General features: G+C 41.1%; 17 protein-coding genes. 14 read left to right on the top strand and 3 right to left on the bottom strand.

What is annotated here, in order from left to right:
- Window positions 1–155 precede the first annotated feature (155 nt).
- Together FGS84_RS29015 and FGS84_RS29010 are read right to left on the bottom strand one after the other, a co-directional pair.
- Window positions 156–572, bottom strand: coding sequence for a PTS sugar transporter subunit IIA (locus tag FGS84_RS29015; RefSeq protein ID WP_171042738.1), 417 nt, complete (start codon window positions 570–572; stop codon window positions 156–158).
- Between the two features lie 16 nt (window positions 573–588).
- On the bottom strand, window positions 589–1,833 hold the full coding sequence (locus tag FGS84_RS29010; RefSeq protein WP_138311655.1) for a PTS sugar transporter subunit IIB: 1,245 nt from the start codon (window positions 1,831–1,833) through the stop codon (window positions 589–591).
- A gap of 332 nt (window positions 1,834–2,165) precedes the next feature.
- Here FGS84_RS29010 and FGS84_RS29005 point away from each other — a divergent pair, with 332 nt between their 5' ends.
- From FGS84_RS29005 to gdhA, 8 genes are all read left to right on the top strand, one after another.
- Entirely contained in the window at window positions 2,166–2,645 is a 480-nt protein-coding gene (locus FGS84_RS29005) for a PTS sugar transporter subunit IIB (protein ID WP_138311654.1), read from the top strand.
- Window positions 2,646–2,672: 27 nt separating this feature from the next.
- On the top strand, window positions 2,673–3,473 hold the full coding sequence (locus tag FGS84_RS29000; protein WP_138311653.1) for a PTS sugar transporter subunit IIC: 801 nt from the start codon (window positions 2,673–2,675) through the stop codon (window positions 3,471–3,473).
- Between the two features lie 2 nt (window positions 3,474–3,475).
- A complete protein-coding gene (locus FGS84_RS28995; protein ID WP_138311652.1) occupies window positions 3,476–4,309 on the top strand; it encodes a PTS system mannose/fructose/sorbose family transporter subunit IID in 834 nt (277 codons plus the stop codon).
- A 10-nt stretch (window positions 4,310–4,319) separates the two neighbouring features.
- Entirely contained in the window at window positions 4,320–5,282 is a 963-nt protein-coding gene (locus FGS84_RS28990; protein ID WP_138311651.1) for a hypothetical protein, read from the top strand.
- Window positions 5,269–5,829, top strand: coding sequence for an HD domain-containing protein (locus FGS84_RS28985; protein ID WP_138311650.1), 561 nt, complete (start codon window positions 5,269–5,271; stop codon window positions 5,827–5,829). The genes FGS84_RS28990 and FGS84_RS28985 overlap by 14 nt, the downstream gene beginning before the upstream one ends.
- Before the next feature lie 12 nt (window positions 5,830–5,841).
- Window positions 5,842–6,786 (top strand): TatD family hydrolase, encoded by a 945-nt coding sequence (locus FGS84_RS28980; RefSeq protein ID WP_138311649.1) that lies wholly within the window; start codon window positions 5,842–5,844, stop codon window positions 6,784–6,786.
- Between the two features lie 21 nt (window positions 6,787–6,807).
- Window positions 6,808–8,013, top strand: coding sequence for a hypothetical protein (locus tag FGS84_RS28975; protein ID WP_138311648.1), 1,206 nt, complete (start codon window positions 6,808–6,810; stop codon window positions 8,011–8,013).
- Window positions 8,014–8,375: 362 nt separating this feature from the next.
- Window positions 8,376–9,722 carry an NADP-specific glutamate dehydrogenase gene (gene gdhA / locus FGS84_RS28970; RefSeq protein WP_138311647.1) on the top strand — a complete coding sequence of 449 codons (1,347 nt, stop codon included), beginning with the start codon at window positions 8,376–8,378 and terminating at the stop codon, window positions 9,720–9,722.
- Window positions 9,723–9,883: 161 nt separating this feature from the next.
- Here the strand turns inward: gdhA and FGS84_RS28965 are convergent, their stop codons facing one another.
- Entirely contained in the window at window positions 9,884–10,777 is an 894-nt protein-coding gene (locus tag FGS84_RS28965; RefSeq protein WP_171042737.1) for a LysR family transcriptional regulator, read from the bottom strand.
- Between the two features lie 267 nt (window positions 10,778–11,044).
- Between FGS84_RS28965 and gltS (FGS84_RS28960) the strand changes: the two genes are divergently transcribed.
- From gltS (FGS84_RS28960) to FGS84_RS28935, 6 genes are all read left to right on the top strand, one after another.
- The gene (gene gltS, locus FGS84_RS28960; protein WP_243130113.1) at window positions 11,045–12,253 is read left to right on the top strand and encodes a sodium/glutamate symporter; all 1,209 of its coding nucleotides are present in this window, start codon (window positions 11,045–11,047) and stop codon (window positions 12,251–12,253) included.
- 40 nt (window positions 12,254–12,293) lie between these two features.
- Window positions 12,294–13,478 (top strand): pyridoxal phosphate-dependent aminotransferase, encoded by a 1,185-nt coding sequence (locus tag FGS84_RS28955; RefSeq protein ID WP_138311644.1) that lies wholly within the window; start codon window positions 12,294–12,296, stop codon window positions 13,476–13,478.
- A 17-nt stretch (window positions 13,479–13,495) separates the two neighbouring features.
- The gene (gene gltS, locus FGS84_RS28950; RefSeq protein WP_138311643.1) at window positions 13,496–14,692 is read left to right on the top strand and encodes a sodium/glutamate symporter; all 1,197 of its coding nucleotides are present in this window, start codon (window positions 13,496–13,498) and stop codon (window positions 14,690–14,692) included.
- A 42-nt stretch (window positions 14,693–14,734) separates the two neighbouring features.
- Window positions 14,735–15,655, top strand: a complete 921-nt coding sequence (locus FGS84_RS28945) for an alpha/beta hydrolase (RefSeq protein WP_138311642.1) — start codon at window positions 14,735–14,737, stop codon at window positions 15,653–15,655.
- A gap of 16 nt (window positions 15,656–15,671) precedes the next feature.
- On the top strand, window positions 15,672–16,616 hold the full coding sequence (locus FGS84_RS28940) for an alpha/beta hydrolase (RefSeq protein WP_138311641.1): 945 nt from the start codon (window positions 15,672–15,674) through the stop codon (window positions 16,614–16,616).
- A 125-nt stretch (window positions 16,617–16,741) separates the two neighbouring features.
- Window positions 16,742–17,884, top strand: a complete 1,143-nt coding sequence (locus FGS84_RS28935) for a permease (RefSeq protein WP_138311640.1) — start codon at window positions 16,742–16,744, stop codon at window positions 17,882–17,884.
- The last annotated feature ends 21 nt before the right edge of the window (window positions 17,885–17,905 follow it).

The following is a 17,905-nucleotide window of genomic DNA, read 5'->3' as shown; positions in this document are numbered from 1 at the left end:
ACAAGGACTGAAGGTCCAAGAAAGAACTTTCAGCCCAGTTATTATCATAGAAGATCAGCTTTTACAGACTTTTCTTCACACACTCTTGCGCTACAAGGTAACCCCGCTTTTCTAATTCATGGATATATCGGGATACTTGCTTTTGCTCGAACATATTATATAATTTCGTTATATTCTGTATCTGGCTCATTAGTACTATATTCTTGTATACTTCTTCTTACCCTGTCAAGTAAATTTCCTATGTTTTCAAAATCGCTGGTCTGTCTTTCACAGAGGACTTCCAGCAGTAGTGGCAGATTTAATCCGGTAAGCATACGTATTTTTCCGCCTATTAGCGGGGCAGCACAATTACAGGGGGTACCGCCTAACAAATCAGCTAGTATAATTACCCCATCTCCGGTATCCAATCGTGCCAACGCTACTTTGAGCCGGTTGGTAAAATTTTCTGCATTATCTTGCATGGATAACCCTATTGCTTCTATCTGGGATAATTGGTCCCCAAAAATTAGTTTCGCAGCGTTTAATGTTCCAGAAGCCAAATCAAAATGGCTAATTAATAAAATTCCTTTCATGATTAACACTCCAATATTATAAAATAGAATTTGAATAGTTATCAGATATTTCTTTTGCAGTTTTGATAAGTTCTGCAATCTCTGAAGGCCCCATTGTTTCATTAAAACGAAAGGCAGGCCCTTTTACAGTAAGTACAGCAATCATATTGTCCTGAGACAACATTACTGGTACAGATACCGCGGATGTACCTTCTAAATCAGAGTTATAGTGAATACAGTAGCCGGTATCTAAAACACAGCGAAGTTCTTCGACTTCCCTTTCTGTCAGATTCATATAAGCCTCCCTCTGCTCCGGTGAGAGATAGGACAAAAATACACACCCTGTAGTGTCAAACGTCAAATCACTTATCTGTTGATTTTTAAAACGGGCCTGAATTGTATGGTGACTTTCCTCACAGCAGATACATTTGACTTTGAATCCAATTTGGATAAAAAGAGCAGTTGATTCGTTGAGCTTGTCTCTGACGTTGCGTATGTACAGAGGGACAATATCATCAAATGCAGGTAGATGTATGGTGCCGGCATTTGATGATAGAAGCATGAACTTCCATCCAAGGGAATATTTTTTGTTGCGTTTGTTTTTTTGCAGATATCCATTTTGTTCAAGAAATTCAATCAGCCTGTAGCAGGTCGACACAGGAATGCCTGTTGCTGCCTGTATCTGGGCGGGAGACATTTCCTTACATTCTTCAGAAAGAAAACAATCCAGAATAGAAAATGTCTTATTAAGGCTGGTATTCTTGCTGCCTGGACTTCCCTTTGCAGCCTTTGTCTGAGCATTCTCCACATATTTTTCAAAGGTTTTCCAGGAAATATTGTCGTTAGTACAATCGGGATCAAATCTCAAATCAACCCCTGCGCCGGCAATGAAACGTAATGCGTCCACCTGTTTCTGTGAGAGACTCAGCCCCTGCATGATTGGCAGTGAATCTTGCTGTTCCATTTGCTGACCGCAGGTTACGGCTACTGTAAAGTGGTATCCTTTTTTAATTATAGCAGCTACAGAAACAGGATCTTTAAATATTACCAGGTACCTCAATGTGGAAGCGTCAGCCTTTCTAAGTTGTCCGATTCCCTTTGTCAGAGTAAAAAAGTAGATTTTAATATCTGGTACTGTAGCTATATAAATTTTTCTTAGGGACAGGTCAGAGGCAATCTCATCATTAATAACGATAATACCATCAAAGTGGTAATGCTTGCGTAACACAGTGGTAGTTTGTCCGTGTATTATTTTATCTTCAATTCTGCAATATGTTATCATTGAATATAATCTCCTGGTTATTCCAACATTATATATGGTATTGCTTCTATTATACGTATTTTCCAGTTGAAATTCAATTGATTTCAAATACTATCAGATAAAAAATTATCATAATATAAGAAAATAACAAACTGACACAAAAATATGTATAATTAACGGGCTGGAAACTATGAATTTTAATAAATAGTGCCAAAACTATTGACATTAAATCAAATAGTGGTAGTATTATTCTTATATGGTAAGAAAACTATTATCATTATACAATAAGAGCTTAAGAATGTAAAGTATAATGATAATGGACAAATAAACTTTTATGATAAAGGAGGATATTTATGATTAGCTACTGTAGAATGGAGGCCAAGCTAATCCATGGGCAAACCACCACTGTATTGCAGAATCATTACAAATGTGATGGAATCATCGTAATTGATGAAATTTTAGCCAGAGATTCAGTGATGAAAAAGGTGTTTGCAGCAGCAGCGCCAGCTTCTGTTAAAACGTACTTTTTTGACGAAGAGAAAGGAATTGAACAACTTAAGAAAGCGGAGGACTCAGAAAGGAATTATTTTGTGATTCTTAGAAATCCGTTGACAACTGCGAGTCTGGTTCGTAAAGGGTACCGCTTTAAACTTCCGGTAACGTGTGGGCAACAATTTAATCGGGAGAACTCAGTAAGCATCATGCAGGGTGTGGGCCTTACTGAAGAAGAGATGGTTGCTATGGATTTCTTGGTGGCGCAGGGAGTGGAAGTGGTAATGGATCCCAGCTGTAAGTTGGAAAACATTCCCTGGCAGGAAATACGAAACAAATGAAAACAAATGTAAAAGGAGAGGGTACTTATGTTAGCTTTACAATGTGGATTAATAGCAATGTTAACCGTATTTTCTGCAAGCGGAACTGCTCCGTGGGGGGGATGGCTCGCCAAGTATATTATGCAAAGGCCTTTTATAGGAGGGCTCCTGTGCGGTATTATTCTTGGTGACATATCCACAGGTGTTGCTGTGGGAGCAGCTATGCAGCTGGTTTATATTGGCTACTTTAATGTGGGAGGAGTTTCGTCTATCGACTTGGGAATTATTTCCTTTCCGTGTGTTGCTTTGGCGATTTTGACTGATATAGATACTGCTGCAGCTATAACATTGGCAACAGCATTGGGAACATTGTTTAATGCCTTGGAGATATTTTCCAGAACAGCCTTTCTTACTGGTTGTGGTAGTTTGATGAGAAAAGGATGTGAGGAAGGAAACGATAAGAAGATATTTTGGGGTTACCTTGGAATTCCTACCATCATCTATTTTATTACTAGAGGTCTTACATCCTTTGTTTTACTGTATTATGGAGCTGGCGTTGTGGAGAATCTTTATAGCATGCTTCCTGCCAGAATGGTAACTGCCTTTAATTCAGTAGGGGCTTTTCTGCCTTGTATCGGAATGGCTACCTTATTGGTATTCTTGGCAAATGATGTCTGGGGCCTGGTGATTTTTGCGTTAGGGTTCGCCTGTTATGGGTATTTAGGATTGAATTCCACGTCTATCCTTTTGTTTGCATTGGTATTTGCATATCTCTATTATAGAACTGGAGACAAACAAAAGCATATTGCTAAGGCTGAAGAATTCGATGAGGATGAGGAGGTAATCTGATTATGGCAGTAGAAATGAAACAGGAAGATAGAATGGAATTATTGACTAAAAAAGACCGCAATAAGTTATGGCGCCGTTACATTCAATATAATGCACCAGGATTTGACTATGTTTACTATATGGGAAAAAGTTGGCCGTGGTGGCTAAAGCCTTTTTTTAAGAAGTATTGCAGTGAGGACGAATATAAGGAAAGCATGGCCAGGCATTTTGACTTTTATAACACAGAAGGCGCTACAGGATCCCTGCTGTTTGGAATGATTTTAGGACTGGAAGAACGACGGGTACTAAAAAGAGATGTGGATATGGAGACTATCCGTAGTTTAAAGGTAGGGCTTCAAGGGCCGATAGCTGGAATTGGCGACAGTCTTATTCAGGCAACACTAATCCCTATTCTGATTACTATTGCTCTGTCCTTGTGTGGAGATAGCGGAAATGTTGCAGGTCCCTTGTTTTATTTGGTGGCTATTGCAGGCATATTAGTACCATACAGCTACATTTTATTCAATAAAGGTTATCAGCTGGGAAAGAAATCTTTTGAAGTCATTTCTAAGAACTCATTATCCCATCTGACTCAAGCAGTAGCTATGTTTGGTATTCTAATTGTCGGCTGTCTGTCTGCTCAGCGGTGTGGTGTGACATTGGGAATTAAATTTGAAGCAAATGGCGTGGAAACCAAGCTGCTTGATATGATAAACAGCATCTTTCCAAACCTGCTCAGCCTGCTGTACACATTTTTTTTGTACTACTTAATAAAATATAAAAAGGTGGCATCGACATGGCTGGTGTACGGAACTATCATTGGTGTTGTGGTGCTTTCGGTTATTGGAATCGTTTAAGGAGATTAGAATGTCTGAGAAAAAAATATATCATATATTGCCTCTTTATAAATCATTTGTATGGGGAGGAAGAAAGTTGATTGACCAGTATCATCTGGATACGGACCAGGAAAATATAGGTACTATTTATCATGTAATTGCAATACCAGGACAGTTGGATAACATGGTTGCCGAGACAGGACAGCCGCTTTCCGTGTTTTATGCAAATAATCCGGATTTATTTGGATGTCATGAAAGCATCTTTCCCATTCGCATGACAACCACATGCAATGAAGGAAAGCAATCTTACCAGCTACACCCGGATGATGACTATGCGATGAAACGACAGGGAGAAAAGGGGAAGGTATCCGGCAGTGTGGCAATACATGCTACTGATGAGATTCATACAACTCTGTTTGGAAATCGCGCAAAAAATATGGCGGAGTTCAAACGGATGGTAGAGACAAAAGATTGGGAGCATCTGTTTGACCATCTTAAAGTACGGGATGGCCAGTTTGTACATACTCCGGCAGGTGTGATTCATGGTGGTATTGGGAGAGGAACCATTAAACTGACATTTGGAACAAATGGGGATGTAACATACCGTTTTTATGATTATGACAGGAATGATACAAAACGGCCTTTAAATCTGCAAGAAGTATATGATTGTGTCAATATACCAGAACTGCCACTTTCTGCCACTGATGGGGAGACGGTGATTAAGAATGGCGTGCAGATAACTACATATCACAGCGTACCAGGTGAGTATGTGGCAAAGCGTATTAAAAATAAGGATGAGGGTGTGTTTTCGTATAGGGGATTTTATTTTATAACGTGCGTGGATGGGAAGGGAACTATTTGTGGTGAAACAATAAAACCGGCGGACACTCTTTTTGTGCCGGTCGGAAGTGGTTGCCTTGATTTGTCTGGAAATATGGATTTGGCTTTTATCTCTTATATTGACAGAAAGGATGTAAATAATGTACCAGATTAAATATCCGGATGAAGCCGATAAATCGGTAATTATCAAATGTTTTCCAGGAATTTTTCAGTTGGAAGAAGAAAATAGGGAAAGAGTACTGACAGCGTACCATACTGTACTGACAAACAGTACATTTACTACGCTGGAGGAAATTCCCTTTTCTGCTCATTGTACTCATTATGGGTTTGTGGACCATGTCAATGAGGTGGTTGATTTGGGACTTCACATGGAAGAATATGCTGAAAAAAAATGGAATGATGGCTGGACAGAAAAAGTAGACCGTGAGGAGCTTCTGCTGCTTCTGTTGCTTCACGATATTGACAAACCATTGTTGCTAAGTGAGGGATATACTCAGGATATACCCCATGGTGTTCTAGGTGCTATGCTACTGAAAGAGTTGGGATTTCCGAATCGTATAGTAGCTTTGGTAGCAACCCACTCACCCAAGAGTTTTCACCATGTAGAAGATCCTATGGCCCAGATTTTACATTATGCTGATTTGAATTCTGCAGACCACATTTACATGCTGATTCATAGAAGACCATTCTATTTTGGTTAAGGAGGCATTATTATGAATAAGGCACAAACGGTCAATGGCACATTAGACGTGTCAGAATTAGGTTTCACATTGATGCATGAACACATTTATTTGGGGAACTGGAATAACCGTATCGCTGATTCTGAGTGGTTTAATAGGGAAGAAGCCCTGGATATGATATGTGGCGTATTGATGGATGCTAAACGTCATGGTGTAAAGACAATCGTGGATGCAACACCATTGAATATTGGACGTGATGTAGATTTGATGCAGGCAGCGGCAGAGCGGAGCGGCCTAAATATAATTGCATCTACCGGCGTCTATGTAGACGAAGATCTCTGGGTAAACCATATAAGTGAACTTAATATGCTTAAGATGATAATGAGGGAGATTGAGTGTGGTATTCAGGGAACAATATCCCGATGTGGTGTAATTAAATGTGGGACTGGAGAATTTGGCTTTACGAAAAACAATAAAAAGATACTTCGGGCCTGCGCTCAGGCACAAAAGGAGAGTGGTCTGCCTATTATCACTCATTGCCGACCTGAAAATACCAGGCAAGGATTGTTCCAGTTGGATATATTCGAGGAGCAGGGAGCAGATCTTTCCAAAGTAGTTATAGGTCATTTTCGTGAGGGAGACCCGCTGGACTATGCAGAAAATGTAATGAAAAGAGGTAGCTATCTGGCTATTGATCAAATGAACTTCAATGCACATCATCTGGAATTCAATATTAAGACAATTGTGAAATTATGCCAAAAGGGATATGCTTCGCAGTTAATACTATCTCACGATGCGGTAATTTGTTATAACTCGACACGCTGGGCTGATTGGAATCATAGACAATATATAAACTATGCTCCGGATTCCCTCAGCTATATAATAAGAGTGGTGATTCCAATGTTAAAGGAAAAGAAGGTAACAGATGAGCAAATTCATACTATATTTGTAGAGAATCCAAAGCGGTTGTTTACCTGATATAAAGGAGGTGAAGGGATATTGCGGAAAAAAGTTGTGATAATCGGTTCCGGTCGCAGTGGGAGAGGAATGCTGGGGGAACTATATGATAGGGAAGGGTATGAGATTATATTTGCAGATCCGAAAACACATTTGACTGAGGGGTTGAGAGAACAGGGATATTATACAGTGCAGATGACAAATTTAAAGGAAGGAACCCGGCAGGAGCGTAAAATTACAGGATATCGCACAGTTAATACTGTTACAGAGCGCCAGCAGTATATGGAAGCATTAGCTGATACAGATTTAGTTTCCACTGCCTTACGGCCGGAAGACTTTGACAGCGCGTTGGACGATTTATCAGAAGCCATTCAGTTTCGCATGAGTCACGGTATAAAAGGCCGCTTGATGATTACCCTGGGAGCAAATTATGTAGGATTAAGGGAATATTTTGAGACAGGTTTACAAAAAAGGCTTTTGGGTGAAGCCTACTCTTATTACAAAGATACGGTTATCCTGGTGATGAGCATTGTTAATAGGAAGAATCTTCTGCCGGACATTCTCGAACAGACAGAGGATACATTTCGTATTATAGGAGATGACAAGGCTATACTACGGGTTGATAATATACCTGAGTTGGAGAATGATTTTTCTAGACCAGATTTTTTTCGCTTGGAGCAAGGGCTGGATGGAGCTATGGCAATTAAAATTTGGGCAGGTAACCTGGTACAATGCAGCATGGCTTTTGTAGCATTGACTAAAGGAATTACAAATACGTATGATGCCGCTTACGATATGCAGGCATCCCAAATGGCATATTATGCATCTGTGGAAGGATACCAGGCTGTCATGGCCCAATATGGTCTTCCTCCCAGGAATGAAGACCAGGCACGTCAGCCAGTGACTGTATTCCGTACTAAACATTTTTCCGATAGCCTGTATCGAATTGTCCGTGACCCTATCCGAAAACTTGGAAAGAATGACCGCTTCATTGGACCTGCGTTGTGTTGTGTCAAGCATGGCATAATTCCATACTTTATAACCCGCTGTTGCGCTTATGTTTTTTTGTATGAAAATGAAAAAGATGAACAATCCATGAGATTACGGACATATCTTAGGAATAATGGAATTGAACGTACAGTCTGTAGATTTTGTTCTCTAAATCTTGACAATAAAGATGAACATATAGTATATCAACTGATTATTAACGGATATAGGGACATATGTGGGACAAATCCAATTGAATAGTATGGTTAATAAAAGAGATGTGGTACAGCAAAAGAATAGTATTTGCTGTATCACTTTTTTTGACTCAGTTAAATAGATATGCGAGTATGCACAATTGGCTGGTTGCTTGTGAAAATAATATCATTATATATTCGTAGGAATTATTCAGACAGACTACAGCTTCATTGTGGACAGAAGAGGCAGAGCTAATTAGGGAATTGGTTAATAGAAAACAAGTTATGTTTTCATGACAATGGATTCAGTATTTCCGAACATCGTTTTCGGGATTACCGAATGCACTGACTCTAATATCTTTTATAATGAAATCATCGAAAGAGCTCTTGAAAATGAATATACAAGGTGTGTATTACAAGGAGGAGAAGATGTCATACGTAGATAGGGTTATAGCAGCAACAGAAGCTAAAAATGCAGAACAGCCGGAGTTTCTTCAGACAGTCAGAGAGGTACTTAATTCTCTTCGTCCAATTATGGACAATGATGACAGGTATGAAAAGGCGGGTATTCTGGAGAGGATAGTTGAACCTGAAAAGGCAGTGACTTTTCGTGTACCATGGGTAGATGATGATGGAAAAGTACAGGTTAACAGAGGTTACCGCGTACAATTTTCCAGCAGCATCGGGCCATATAAGGGGGGACTTAGGTTTCATCCCACAGTTAATATCAGCATTATAAAATTCCTTGGGTTTGAACAGATTTTTAAGAATTCTTTAACAGGGCTTCCCATTGGCGGAGGAAAAGGTGGTTCTGATTTTGACCCGAAAGGAAAATCAGATGCAGAGGTGATGCGTTTTTGCCAGTCATTCATGACTGAGTTGTATCGTTACATAGGTCCTGATACAGACTGCCCGGCCGGAGACATAGGGGTGGGGGCAAGAGAGATAGGGTATCTGTATGGACAGTACAAACGTATCCGTGGTGCCTATGAGGCAGGTGCATTGTCAGGAAAAGGGCTCTCCTATGGAGGTTCATTGGGAAGGACCGAGGCGACTGGATATGGAGCTGTATATTTTACACAGGAGTATTTTAAGACAATTGATAAAGAAATAGCAGGAACAACATTTGCTGTATCAGGTTTTGGAAATGTCTCATGGGGCGTATGTAAAAAAATCCATGAGCTGGGGGGCAAGGTCATAACGCTCTCGGGTCCGGATGGATACATTTATGACCCGGATGGTATTTCCGGTGATAAGATTGATTATTTACTGGAGATGCGGGCATCCTGCAGGGATTGTGTAAAAGACTATGCTGACAAATACCATGTTGAATATCATGCAGGAGAGAAACCATGGGGCAGGGTAAATGCAGATATTTATATGCCGTGCGCCACCCAAAATGAGATTGGCAAAGAGGATGCAGAACGAATTCTTGAAGAAGGACATTGCAAGCATCTTATTGAAGTTTCTAATATGCCTACCAGACAGGAGGCGGTAGATTTGTTGATGTCCAATGGTATATCGGTTCTTCCGTCTAAAGCAGTAAATGCAGGCGGTGTTGCCGTGTCTTCTTTGGAAATGGCCCAGAACGCCGAACATCTTGCCTGGACAAGAGAAGAGGTGGATATGCGCCTTCAGGGCATCATGAAGAACATCTTCCATAACATTGATGATGCAGCAACAAGATACGGTTGCCCGGGTAACTATGTAGCTGGTGCTAATCTTGCCGGTTTTCAGAAGGTTGCCGAGGCGATGTTGGCACAGGGGATATGTTGATTCGTTTCCCTACATATTCGATGAAAATGCCCTTCGGTATTATACTGAGGGCATTTTCAATCATTGGATAAAGTGGCCTTAAACGCAAGAGGAATTAAAGAGGAGAAAGTGGATGGAGAAGAATAGAAGACACGTATCAGATACAGGATGAAGTAAAATGCTTAATTTTGATATAAATAGTTTTTGGCAAATTCTATAAATGTTTGAACAGCGGCAGGCTTCCATTGCTCCCTCGATGTAAGCATTCTGCCGTTTATTTTCATTTCTTCACCAACCCAATTCAGGTATACCAGCTTGCCGTCCAGCACATCTTCATCGGTCATGCTTTTTGGTAGTATTGAGATTCCTTTGCCTTTGGCAACATACTTTTTAATCAGGATTCCGCTTTCAATTTGCAGGCGGTCTCTGATTTTCAGGTTTTCTTTTTGGATTAGTTCCTGAAAAATATCATAATAGCAGCAATCTTCATGCTGATAGAGGAAGGTTTCATGGCGAAAGTCAACAGGTAAAACCTCATCTTTAAAAGCCAGCCGGTGACCCGGAGAAACGCAGAACTGCAGGCGCTCCTGGAAGAGAAGATGCTGAAAAAGCCCTTCATATATGGGGGACAGGCAGTCATATAAAAAGACAACATCAAAATTACCATTTCTCAGCTGTTCAGGAAGCGAGGCACTGTTTCCTGTTTTAATAATTAAGTTGACATTAGGGTGATACCCAAGAAATTCGGAAAATACAGAGGACATCTTATAGGCAGCCATTGATTCAATGATTCCTATGGTTATGGTTCCTTTCAGGGATTGGGTATTATCCATGGCATCTTTGGCAATCCTTACACTTTCAAGAATATTACTTGCATAAGGCAGGAATTGTTTTCCCTGTTTGGTTAATACGGTTTTTCGTCCCACTGTTTCCACAAGCTTGATGCTTAGTTCCTGTTCCAGTTGCGCAATATGCTCGATTAACGTTGAAGGGGCATAGTGGAGCTGCATGGACGTCTTTAAATACGATTTTTCTTTTGCAAATGTGACAAAGGTAATAAGATTTTTGGTATCCATAAGTAGTACCCCCATGAAGAGTTGAAAAAATAAACACAAAATGTCGACAATGTATGGGGCGATTATATTGCATTTAGTTAAATATGTCAATATTATGGTCGGATATTCTTGAAAATAGTACATTTTTAATATTTTGTTCGTAAAAAAAATATATAATATTATCATATTGACAAAGCAAATGAGATATTATACAATAAAAATATAAAATGTCGACAATTTAAATACGATTAAAGGCGCAGGCATATTCCCGGCCCTTTGTCCAGGTATATGCAGTTAGGGAAAGGAGAAAATATGGAAATATCTTTGAACATGTTTTTGACAACTGCGATTGCAGTTATTGTGTATTATGTTGGTAAATTTATCAAAACAAAAGTTTTTTTCCTGCAAAAATATTGTATACCCGCACCAGTCGTGGGCGGCATTATTTTTGCAACAGCAACACTGGTGTTACATGTGACAGGGATACTGATTCTTACTATGGATACAACGTTACAGACTGCGTTTATGCTTGTGTTTTTCTGTAGTATTGGATTTAATGCAAGGATGAAGGTGCTGAAGAAAGGCGGAATCCAACTCGTTATCATTATTTTTCTTGTAGGGATTCTGTGTGTTCTCCAGAATGTTCTGGGGGCAGCCATAGTGTCAGCTTTTGGTATGAATCCACTTCTCGGCACAGCCATTGGTTCTGTTCCACTGGTAGGGGGCCATGGAACGGCAGCAGCCTTTGGTGTCCTGATTGAACAAGCAGGCGTAGCATCAGCAGCAACAGCGTCTTATGCGGCAGCGACCTATGGTCTTGTAGCAGGATGTGTCATTGGCGGTCCTCTGGCCAGAATCAGAATCATGCAGCTTAATAGAAAGTCTGTTACGCATGAACAGGAAGATGAAGCCTTTGTCAATGAGAAAACTCATAATATCCTGAGCGGAGAAAAAATAATGCTGGCTGTGGCACTGCTTCTTCTTTGCGTAGGGTTAGGTACAATAATTTCCGATATTTTGAACCGGCTGATGACCTTTTCCGCTGCAGTAGGGTCACTTCTTGCAGGATGCATACTTCGTAATGTCTGTGATTGTAAAGGAATTGTTCTGCCAGATGAAGAAATTGAGATTACCGGAGATGTATCTTTAAGCCTGTTCCTTTCCATGGCTATGATGAGCATGGAATTGTGGCTTCTTGCAAGTTTGGCCATACCAATGATTGTAACGCTTTTAGCTGAAACAGTATTGGTTGGACTGTTTGCATATTTTATAATATTCAATAGCCTGGGACGTGATTATGACGCTGCTGTAATGACGGCCGGCACATGCGGCTTTGGTCTTGGCGCCACACCTAATGCAATAGCAAATATGAATGCAGTAACAAGCGTATATGGACCGGCGCTCAGGGCATTTTTGATTATACCGATTGTGGGAAGTATGTTTGCGGACCTTGTAAATTCGACTGTTATTACTTTATTTATGAATGTATTAGGCTAAGAGGAAACATAAAGAGAAAAAATATGAGGAGGAGTAGAATATGGTATCACAAAGAATCTTGGACATGACCCCGTCTGCAACAAGCACTTTGGGAGGGAAAATATCAGAGATGAAAGGGGCAGGAATTAACATAGCGGCATTTAATCTGGGGGAGCCGGATTTCCCTACACCTCAAAAAGTGGCAGACGCATGTACAAAGGCGATGTTAGAGGGAAAGACAAAGTACATTGCAATAGGAGGAATTATCCAACTTCGTCAGGCGATTACCGAGAAATTGAGGAGGGATAACAACCTTACTTATACTCCGGACCAAATTTGTGTGTCAACCGGTGCAAAGCAAGCCGTCTATAATGCCGTGATGGCTCTGTGTAATCCGGGAGATGAAGTGATTATTCCCACACCCTGCTGGGTAAGTTATGTGGAAATGGTCAAACTTGCGGGCGGGGTTCCAATTCTGGTTAAAACTGACGACAGATTTCATATTATAATGGAAGAAGTTAAAAATGCTGTTACGGATAAAACTAAATTAATTATCATCAATACACCGAATAATCCTACAGGGGCAGTATATTCCAGGGACACTCTTGAACAGCTGGCACAGTTGGCAGTTGAGAAGGATATTTACATAATTGCAGATGAAGTTTATGAAAAACTGATATATGGGAATGTAGAACATGTGAGTATTGCTTCTTTATCTCCGGGAATTTATGACAAGACCATTGTAGTAAATGGTTTTTCAAAATCTTATTCCATGACCGGATGGCGAGTAGGATATGCGGCAGGGCCAAAGGATGTGATTAAGGGCATGACATCCCTTCAGGGACATGTTACGACCAACTCCACAACCTTTATTCAATGGGCAGCCATTACAGCGCTGCAGGAATGTGAAGAAGAAGTAGAGGCTATGAGGAAAGAGTTTGAAAGACGAAGAGAATTCATGTATGAGCGTCTTAATTTGATTCCGGGAATGCAGTGTCCAAAGCCTGAAGGTGCTTTTTATCTAATGCCGAATGTTAGTTATTATTTAGGAAAGAAATATAAAAACTGGTCAATTCAGAACGCAGGAGATTTGTGTGATTATATTCTGGAAGAGGCAAAAGTTGCTATCGTACCAGGAAATGCATTCGAGGCTCCGGAAACAGTGCGGTTTGCATATTCGGTTTCCATTGAGACAATAGCAGAAGGGATGGAACGGCTGGAACGGGCTTTGAATCACTTAACATAGACAAAGGAGGAAAATACATGGAAATAAAGGTCAATCTTTATCAGTTCATGGCCTTGGCGCCAGTTGTTTACTATCTTGGATGTTTTGTTGTCAAACGTGTCAAGTTTTTGGAAAAATATTGTATTCCGGCTCCTGTTGTGGGAGGACTGATTGCAGTCATTATAAAACTGTTCCTCTATATGGGGGGAATCACACTTATTATGGATAGTACGGTGCAAGGCGTATTTATGTATGTATTCTTTGCAAGCATTGGTTTCAATTGCAGGTTTAAACTATTAAAAAAAGGTGGGAAGATACTTGTCATAATGTCATTTGCATCTGCCTTTTTAATTCTGATTCAGAACGGAATCGGCGTGGTGTTTGCCAAAATCATGGGCTTGGACCCGCTTCTGGGATTATGCATGGGTTCTATTCCTCTTGTAGGAGGACATGGTACAGTGGGAAACTGGGGAATGGTTCTTGACAATATGGGGGTTACTAATGCTTTCATGGTAGGCATCGCATGCGCATCCTATGGTCTGATTGCCGGCGGACTTATCGGCGGGCCTATTGCAAAGACTTTAATTTCCAGAAAAAGGTTATCATATCCCGGGGCCCAAGAGGTGCCCGCTACGGTGGAGACAGAAATGCAGCCGGATAAAAGAATCCCCCTTCTTAATAAGAAAAAAATGTATCTGGCAGCATTCCTGTTGATATTAACAGTTGGGCTGGGGGATGTCCTTCTTAAAATAATTGCAGCATTAAATATCCCATTCCGTGCCATGTCTATTGGAACACTGGCCATTGGCATGGTAATCCGGAATGTCTGTGATGCAAGGCATACAGAACTTCCTGACGATGAACTGGATGTTGTGGGGGGATACGCATTGAGTGCGTATTTGAGTCTTGCAATGCTGTCTGTGAATCTATGGGAGTTAGCAGATTTGGCACTTCCTATGGTAATTGTTATGTTTGTACAGACTATAGTCATTATTATATTTGCGTATTTAGTTGTATTTAATTGCTGTGGCAAAGATTATGAAGCTGCTGTTATATCGGCAGGTGTTTGCGGCTTTGGTATGGGAGCTTCGTTTACCGGGATTGCCAATATGGAGGCTGTCCGCAAGGACTTTGGGCCGGCGCCAAAAGCTTTTCTGGTAGTTCCGTTGATTGGTGCATTTTTGATTGACCTCATGCAGACAGCGTTGTTTACCACTATTACAAGTCTTGTATAATGCTTAAACATATCAATAAGTTTGACTGGATGGGGGTATATTATGGCTCTTACAGAAAAAGAAAAGCAGTACTGGATGGAGATACTGGAGACAACCAATAACAATAGGGAGGAAATGTTTGCCTTAAGGACAGTACCTGACGAATATATGGCATATATGGAAAAGGTAATTCGTTCAGAAGAAATGATAGATGTCCCTTTAATCGGGATACCAGTCAAATGCTATATCTCCATGGCAGAAAACCGTTGTCCGGGCTGCACTGTATATATACACATACATGGAGGAGGTTTTCATTATCCATGGACAGAGGATGACGCATTATTTTGTGCAAAGATTGCCCATGAAACGAAAGGCATTGTTGTGGATGTAGACTATGCTCTTACGCCGAAGCATTCTTTTCCAGTTCCTGTTGAACAGGTATATGAGGTGGCCCGGTGGACTGCGGGGAGGTGTGCTGAATGGAATGCAGATTCAGAGAAAATTGCCATTGGAGGTTGCTCAGCCGGAGGGAACATTGCGGCCTCTGTCTGTCTGCTTGCTGAACAGAGGGGAGGCATTAAGTTCTGTCTGCAGATTCTTGACTGTGCTGCTCTGGATAATGCAACACCGCCGGAATATAAACCTGAGGCAGATTTACTGATGATGCCTTCAGAACGTATGAATGCCTTTGCTGCATTATATGTGGGCGGTGATAAAGAAAGTGCGTATTCACCATTTATTTCCCCCTCATTTGCCCCTGACAATATGTTGGAAAGCCAGCCGCCGGCATTAATTATAACAGCAGGAAAATGCAGCCTTCGTTTTGAGGATGAATTGTATGGGAAGCGTCTGGCAGCCTTAGGGGTAGAGGTTACTATGAAGAGGTTTTCTAATAGCAGGCACGCATTTACGGTAAGAATGATGGATGAATGGCAGGAAGCCCATGAGGTTATAATCCGCCGTCTGAAAATGTTGAACCTGTGATTACTGACAATAAGGATTGAATTATAAGGAGGAATACTGTATGCCTTTAACTCCTGAACGGAAACAGTATTGGGAAGACATATTGGAAAAGACAGCGGGAGCACGGACAAAAATGTTTGCAGAGCGTAAGGTTCCGGAAGACTATGCCAGACACATGGAATTTGTGGAGACGTCTCAGGCCACACTTGCAGTACCTTCAGTAGGAGTGCCGGTTACGTGTTATATTACAATGCCTAAAGAATGTAAAAGAAAATGTTTGGTATATATCAATATACATGGAGGCGGGTGGCATGGACCATGGTGCGAAGATGATGCTTTATATTGTGCGCAGATTGCCCATGAAGTGGGATGTATCACTGTGGATGTGGATTATGCGCTGACGCCACAGTACACTTTTCCGGTGCCGGTAGAACAAATTTATGAAGTGGCTCGATGGGTAACAGAAAGATGCGAAAGCTGGGGAGTGGATTCTGAGCATATTGTTATTGGGGGATGTTCATCTGGTGGAAATATGGCTGCTGCAGTGAGTTTGATGGCAGGTGTACGAAAGGATGTCAGGTTCTGTGCCCAGATATTGGACTGTGCAAGCCTAGACAAGGCAACTGACCCACAATATAAACCATGTGGCTATGAATACATGATGCCGCCGGAAAGAGGGAGGGGATTTACAGCCCTGTATCTAGGAGAGGAACTTGCAACCCCGTATCTGCCTATTGCAAGTCCTGCTTATGCTACGGACCATATGCTGCGTTCCCAGCCGAGGACATTGATTATCTCAGGAGGAAAGTGCAGTTTCCGCTTTGAAAATGAAGAATATGGCGCCCGTTTGGCTGCACAAGGGGTGGAGGTCACGATAAAGCGCTTTAGGAATAGTCAGCATGCATTTAACATACGTATGAAGGACGAGTGGCGTGAATCCCATGATATAGTAATACGATACCTGAAATCAGTGTGTCTGTAAAAGTTTGCGGGCAGACTGTTTGAAAATACTTCCGGCATATGGATGCCAGGAAGTATTTTTACATATGTAATCACTGTGTTGCTTTTCTATAAGTGATGAAATAAATATATATAAAGAGGTTGGATATGATTTCTTTCAATGAGATATCGGAAACGATTATGTTTGTATTTGTGATTGCAATTCTTGGATATTTATTAGGAAGCGTTAAAATAAAAGGCCTGAATCTGGGAAATGCGGGTATTTTTATAATCGGTCTTATCTTTGGACATTTTGGGGTAATCTTGCCTGCGATTCTTCAGACATTGGGAGCTGTCTTTTTTATTACGGCAGTTGGATTTGGGGCCGGCCCTGGATTTATAAGGCGGTTAAAAAGAAATGGCTTTTCATATGCTGTTTTATGTCTTTCTACGGCAGCTATTGGCAGTATAATATGTTGGTTTATTATCCGGGCGGTAGGAATAGAGGCCCCACTGGCAGTGGGAATTATGACAGGAGCCTTTACTACCTCTCCTGGCTTTGCAGCAGCAAAGGAGGCCGCTCAGTCACCAGCCGCAGCCGCGCAGGTAGCAGCTGGTTATGGACTTGTCTATCCTGTGGGAGTGACTTGCAAGGTGTTGCTGATTCAACTGATTCCTCGGTTTTTGAGGGCAGATATGGCGTTTGAGCGTACGCTGATTAAAGATACAGAAGATGGGATTACGGGAGAAGAAAAGGGCAGTCATCGTATAGATAAGTTAGGCATATGCTTTTTTTCACTAGCTGCATTATTTGGAATTCTTTTGGGCGCCGTCATGATACCACTTCCTGGTCAGAGTCATTTTTCTCTAGGTACAACCGGTGGACCATTGCTTATGGCAGTGATAATAAGCTGTATTGGAAAATTAGGCCCTATTGATATGCATGTTGAACAAGGTGTGATTGCACCAGCAAAAGAATTTGGATTACTGCTGTTTTTCTCGGGGGCAGGTGTAGAGGGAGGACATGGCGTTGCTAAAGTGCTTTCGGAGTATGGCCTGCTTCCCCTTATTTACGGTTTCTTTTTTGTTATAATTCCCTTTTTTGCAGGAGTAGTATTATTCAGGCGTATTTTGAAGTTGCATCTGCTGAATGGTTTAGGGGCAATGACTGCAAGTATGACATGTACACCCTCCCTTGCCATGTTAACACAGATTGCAGAAACGGATGATGTAGCGGCAGCCTATGCAACAACATATCCCATTGCACTTATAACTCTTATTCTTGTAGTACAGATTTTGATAAAATTATGATTATACAATTCTTTATATGGA

Source organism: Clostridium sp. 1001271st1 H5, from assembly GCF_005845215.1.
In the GTDB taxonomy this organism is placed as follows: domain Bacteria; phylum Bacillota; class Clostridia; order Lachnospirales; family Lachnospiraceae; genus Enterocloster.
Note: the sequence above shows the minus strand (reverse complement) of the source record. Positions and strands in the feature narration are given on the sequence as shown.

What these genes read in the sequence shown, in the direction of transcription:
- FGS84_RS28955 (WP_138311644.1), top strand. Translation starts at nt 12,294, where the DNA reads ATGGTATCACAAAGAATCTTGGACATGACCCCGTCTGCAACAAGCACT.
- FGS84_RS29000 (WP_138311653.1), top strand. Translation starts at nt 2,673, where the DNA reads ATGTTAGCTTTACAATGTGGATTAATAGCAATGTTAACCGTATTTTCT.
- FGS84_RS28945 (WP_138311642.1), top strand. Translation starts at nt 14,735, where the DNA reads ATGGCTCTTACAGAAAAAGAAAAGCAGTACTGGATGGAGATACTGGAG.
- FGS84_RS29005 (WP_138311654.1), top strand. Translation starts at nt 2,166, where the DNA reads ATGATTAGCTACTGTAGAATGGAGGCCAAGCTAATCCATGGGCAAACC.
- FGS84_RS28935 (WP_138311640.1), top strand. Translation starts at nt 16,742, where the DNA reads ATGATTTCTTTCAATGAGATATCGGAAACGATTATGTTTGTATTTGTG.
- FGS84_RS28985 (WP_138311650.1), top strand. Translation starts at nt 5,269, where the DNA reads ATGTACCAGATTAAATATCCGGATGAAGCCGATAAATCGGTAATTATC.
- gltS (WP_243130113.1), top strand. Translation starts at nt 11,045, where the DNA reads ATGCAGTTAGGGAAAGGAGAAAATATGGAAATATCTTTGAACATGTTT.
- FGS84_RS28965 (WP_171042737.1), bottom strand. Translation starts at nt 10,777, where the DNA reads ATGGATACCAAAAATCTTATTACCTTTGTCACATTTGCAAAAGAAAAA.
- gltS (WP_138311643.1), top strand. Translation starts at nt 13,496, where the DNA reads ATGGAAATAAAGGTCAATCTTTATCAGTTCATGGCCTTGGCGCCAGTT.
- FGS84_RS28995 (WP_138311652.1), top strand. Translation starts at nt 3,476, where the DNA reads ATGGCAGTAGAAATGAAACAGGAAGATAGAATGGAATTATTGACTAAA.
- FGS84_RS29010 (WP_138311655.1), bottom strand. Translation starts at nt 1,833, where the DNA reads ATGATAACATATTGCAGAATTGAAGATAAAATAATACACGGACAAACT.
- FGS84_RS28980 (WP_138311649.1), top strand. Translation starts at nt 5,842, where the DNA reads ATGAATAAGGCACAAACGGTCAATGGCACATTAGACGTGTCAGAATTA.
- FGS84_RS28990 (WP_138311651.1), top strand. Translation starts at nt 4,320, where the DNA reads ATGTCTGAGAAAAAAATATATCATATATTGCCTCTTTATAAATCATTT.
- FGS84_RS29015 (WP_171042738.1), bottom strand. Translation starts at nt 572, where the DNA reads ATGAAAGGAATTTTATTAATTAGCCATTTTGATTTGGCTTCTGGAACA.
- gdhA (WP_138311647.1), top strand. Translation starts at nt 8,376, where the DNA reads ATGTCATACGTAGATAGGGTTATAGCAGCAACAGAAGCTAAAAATGCA.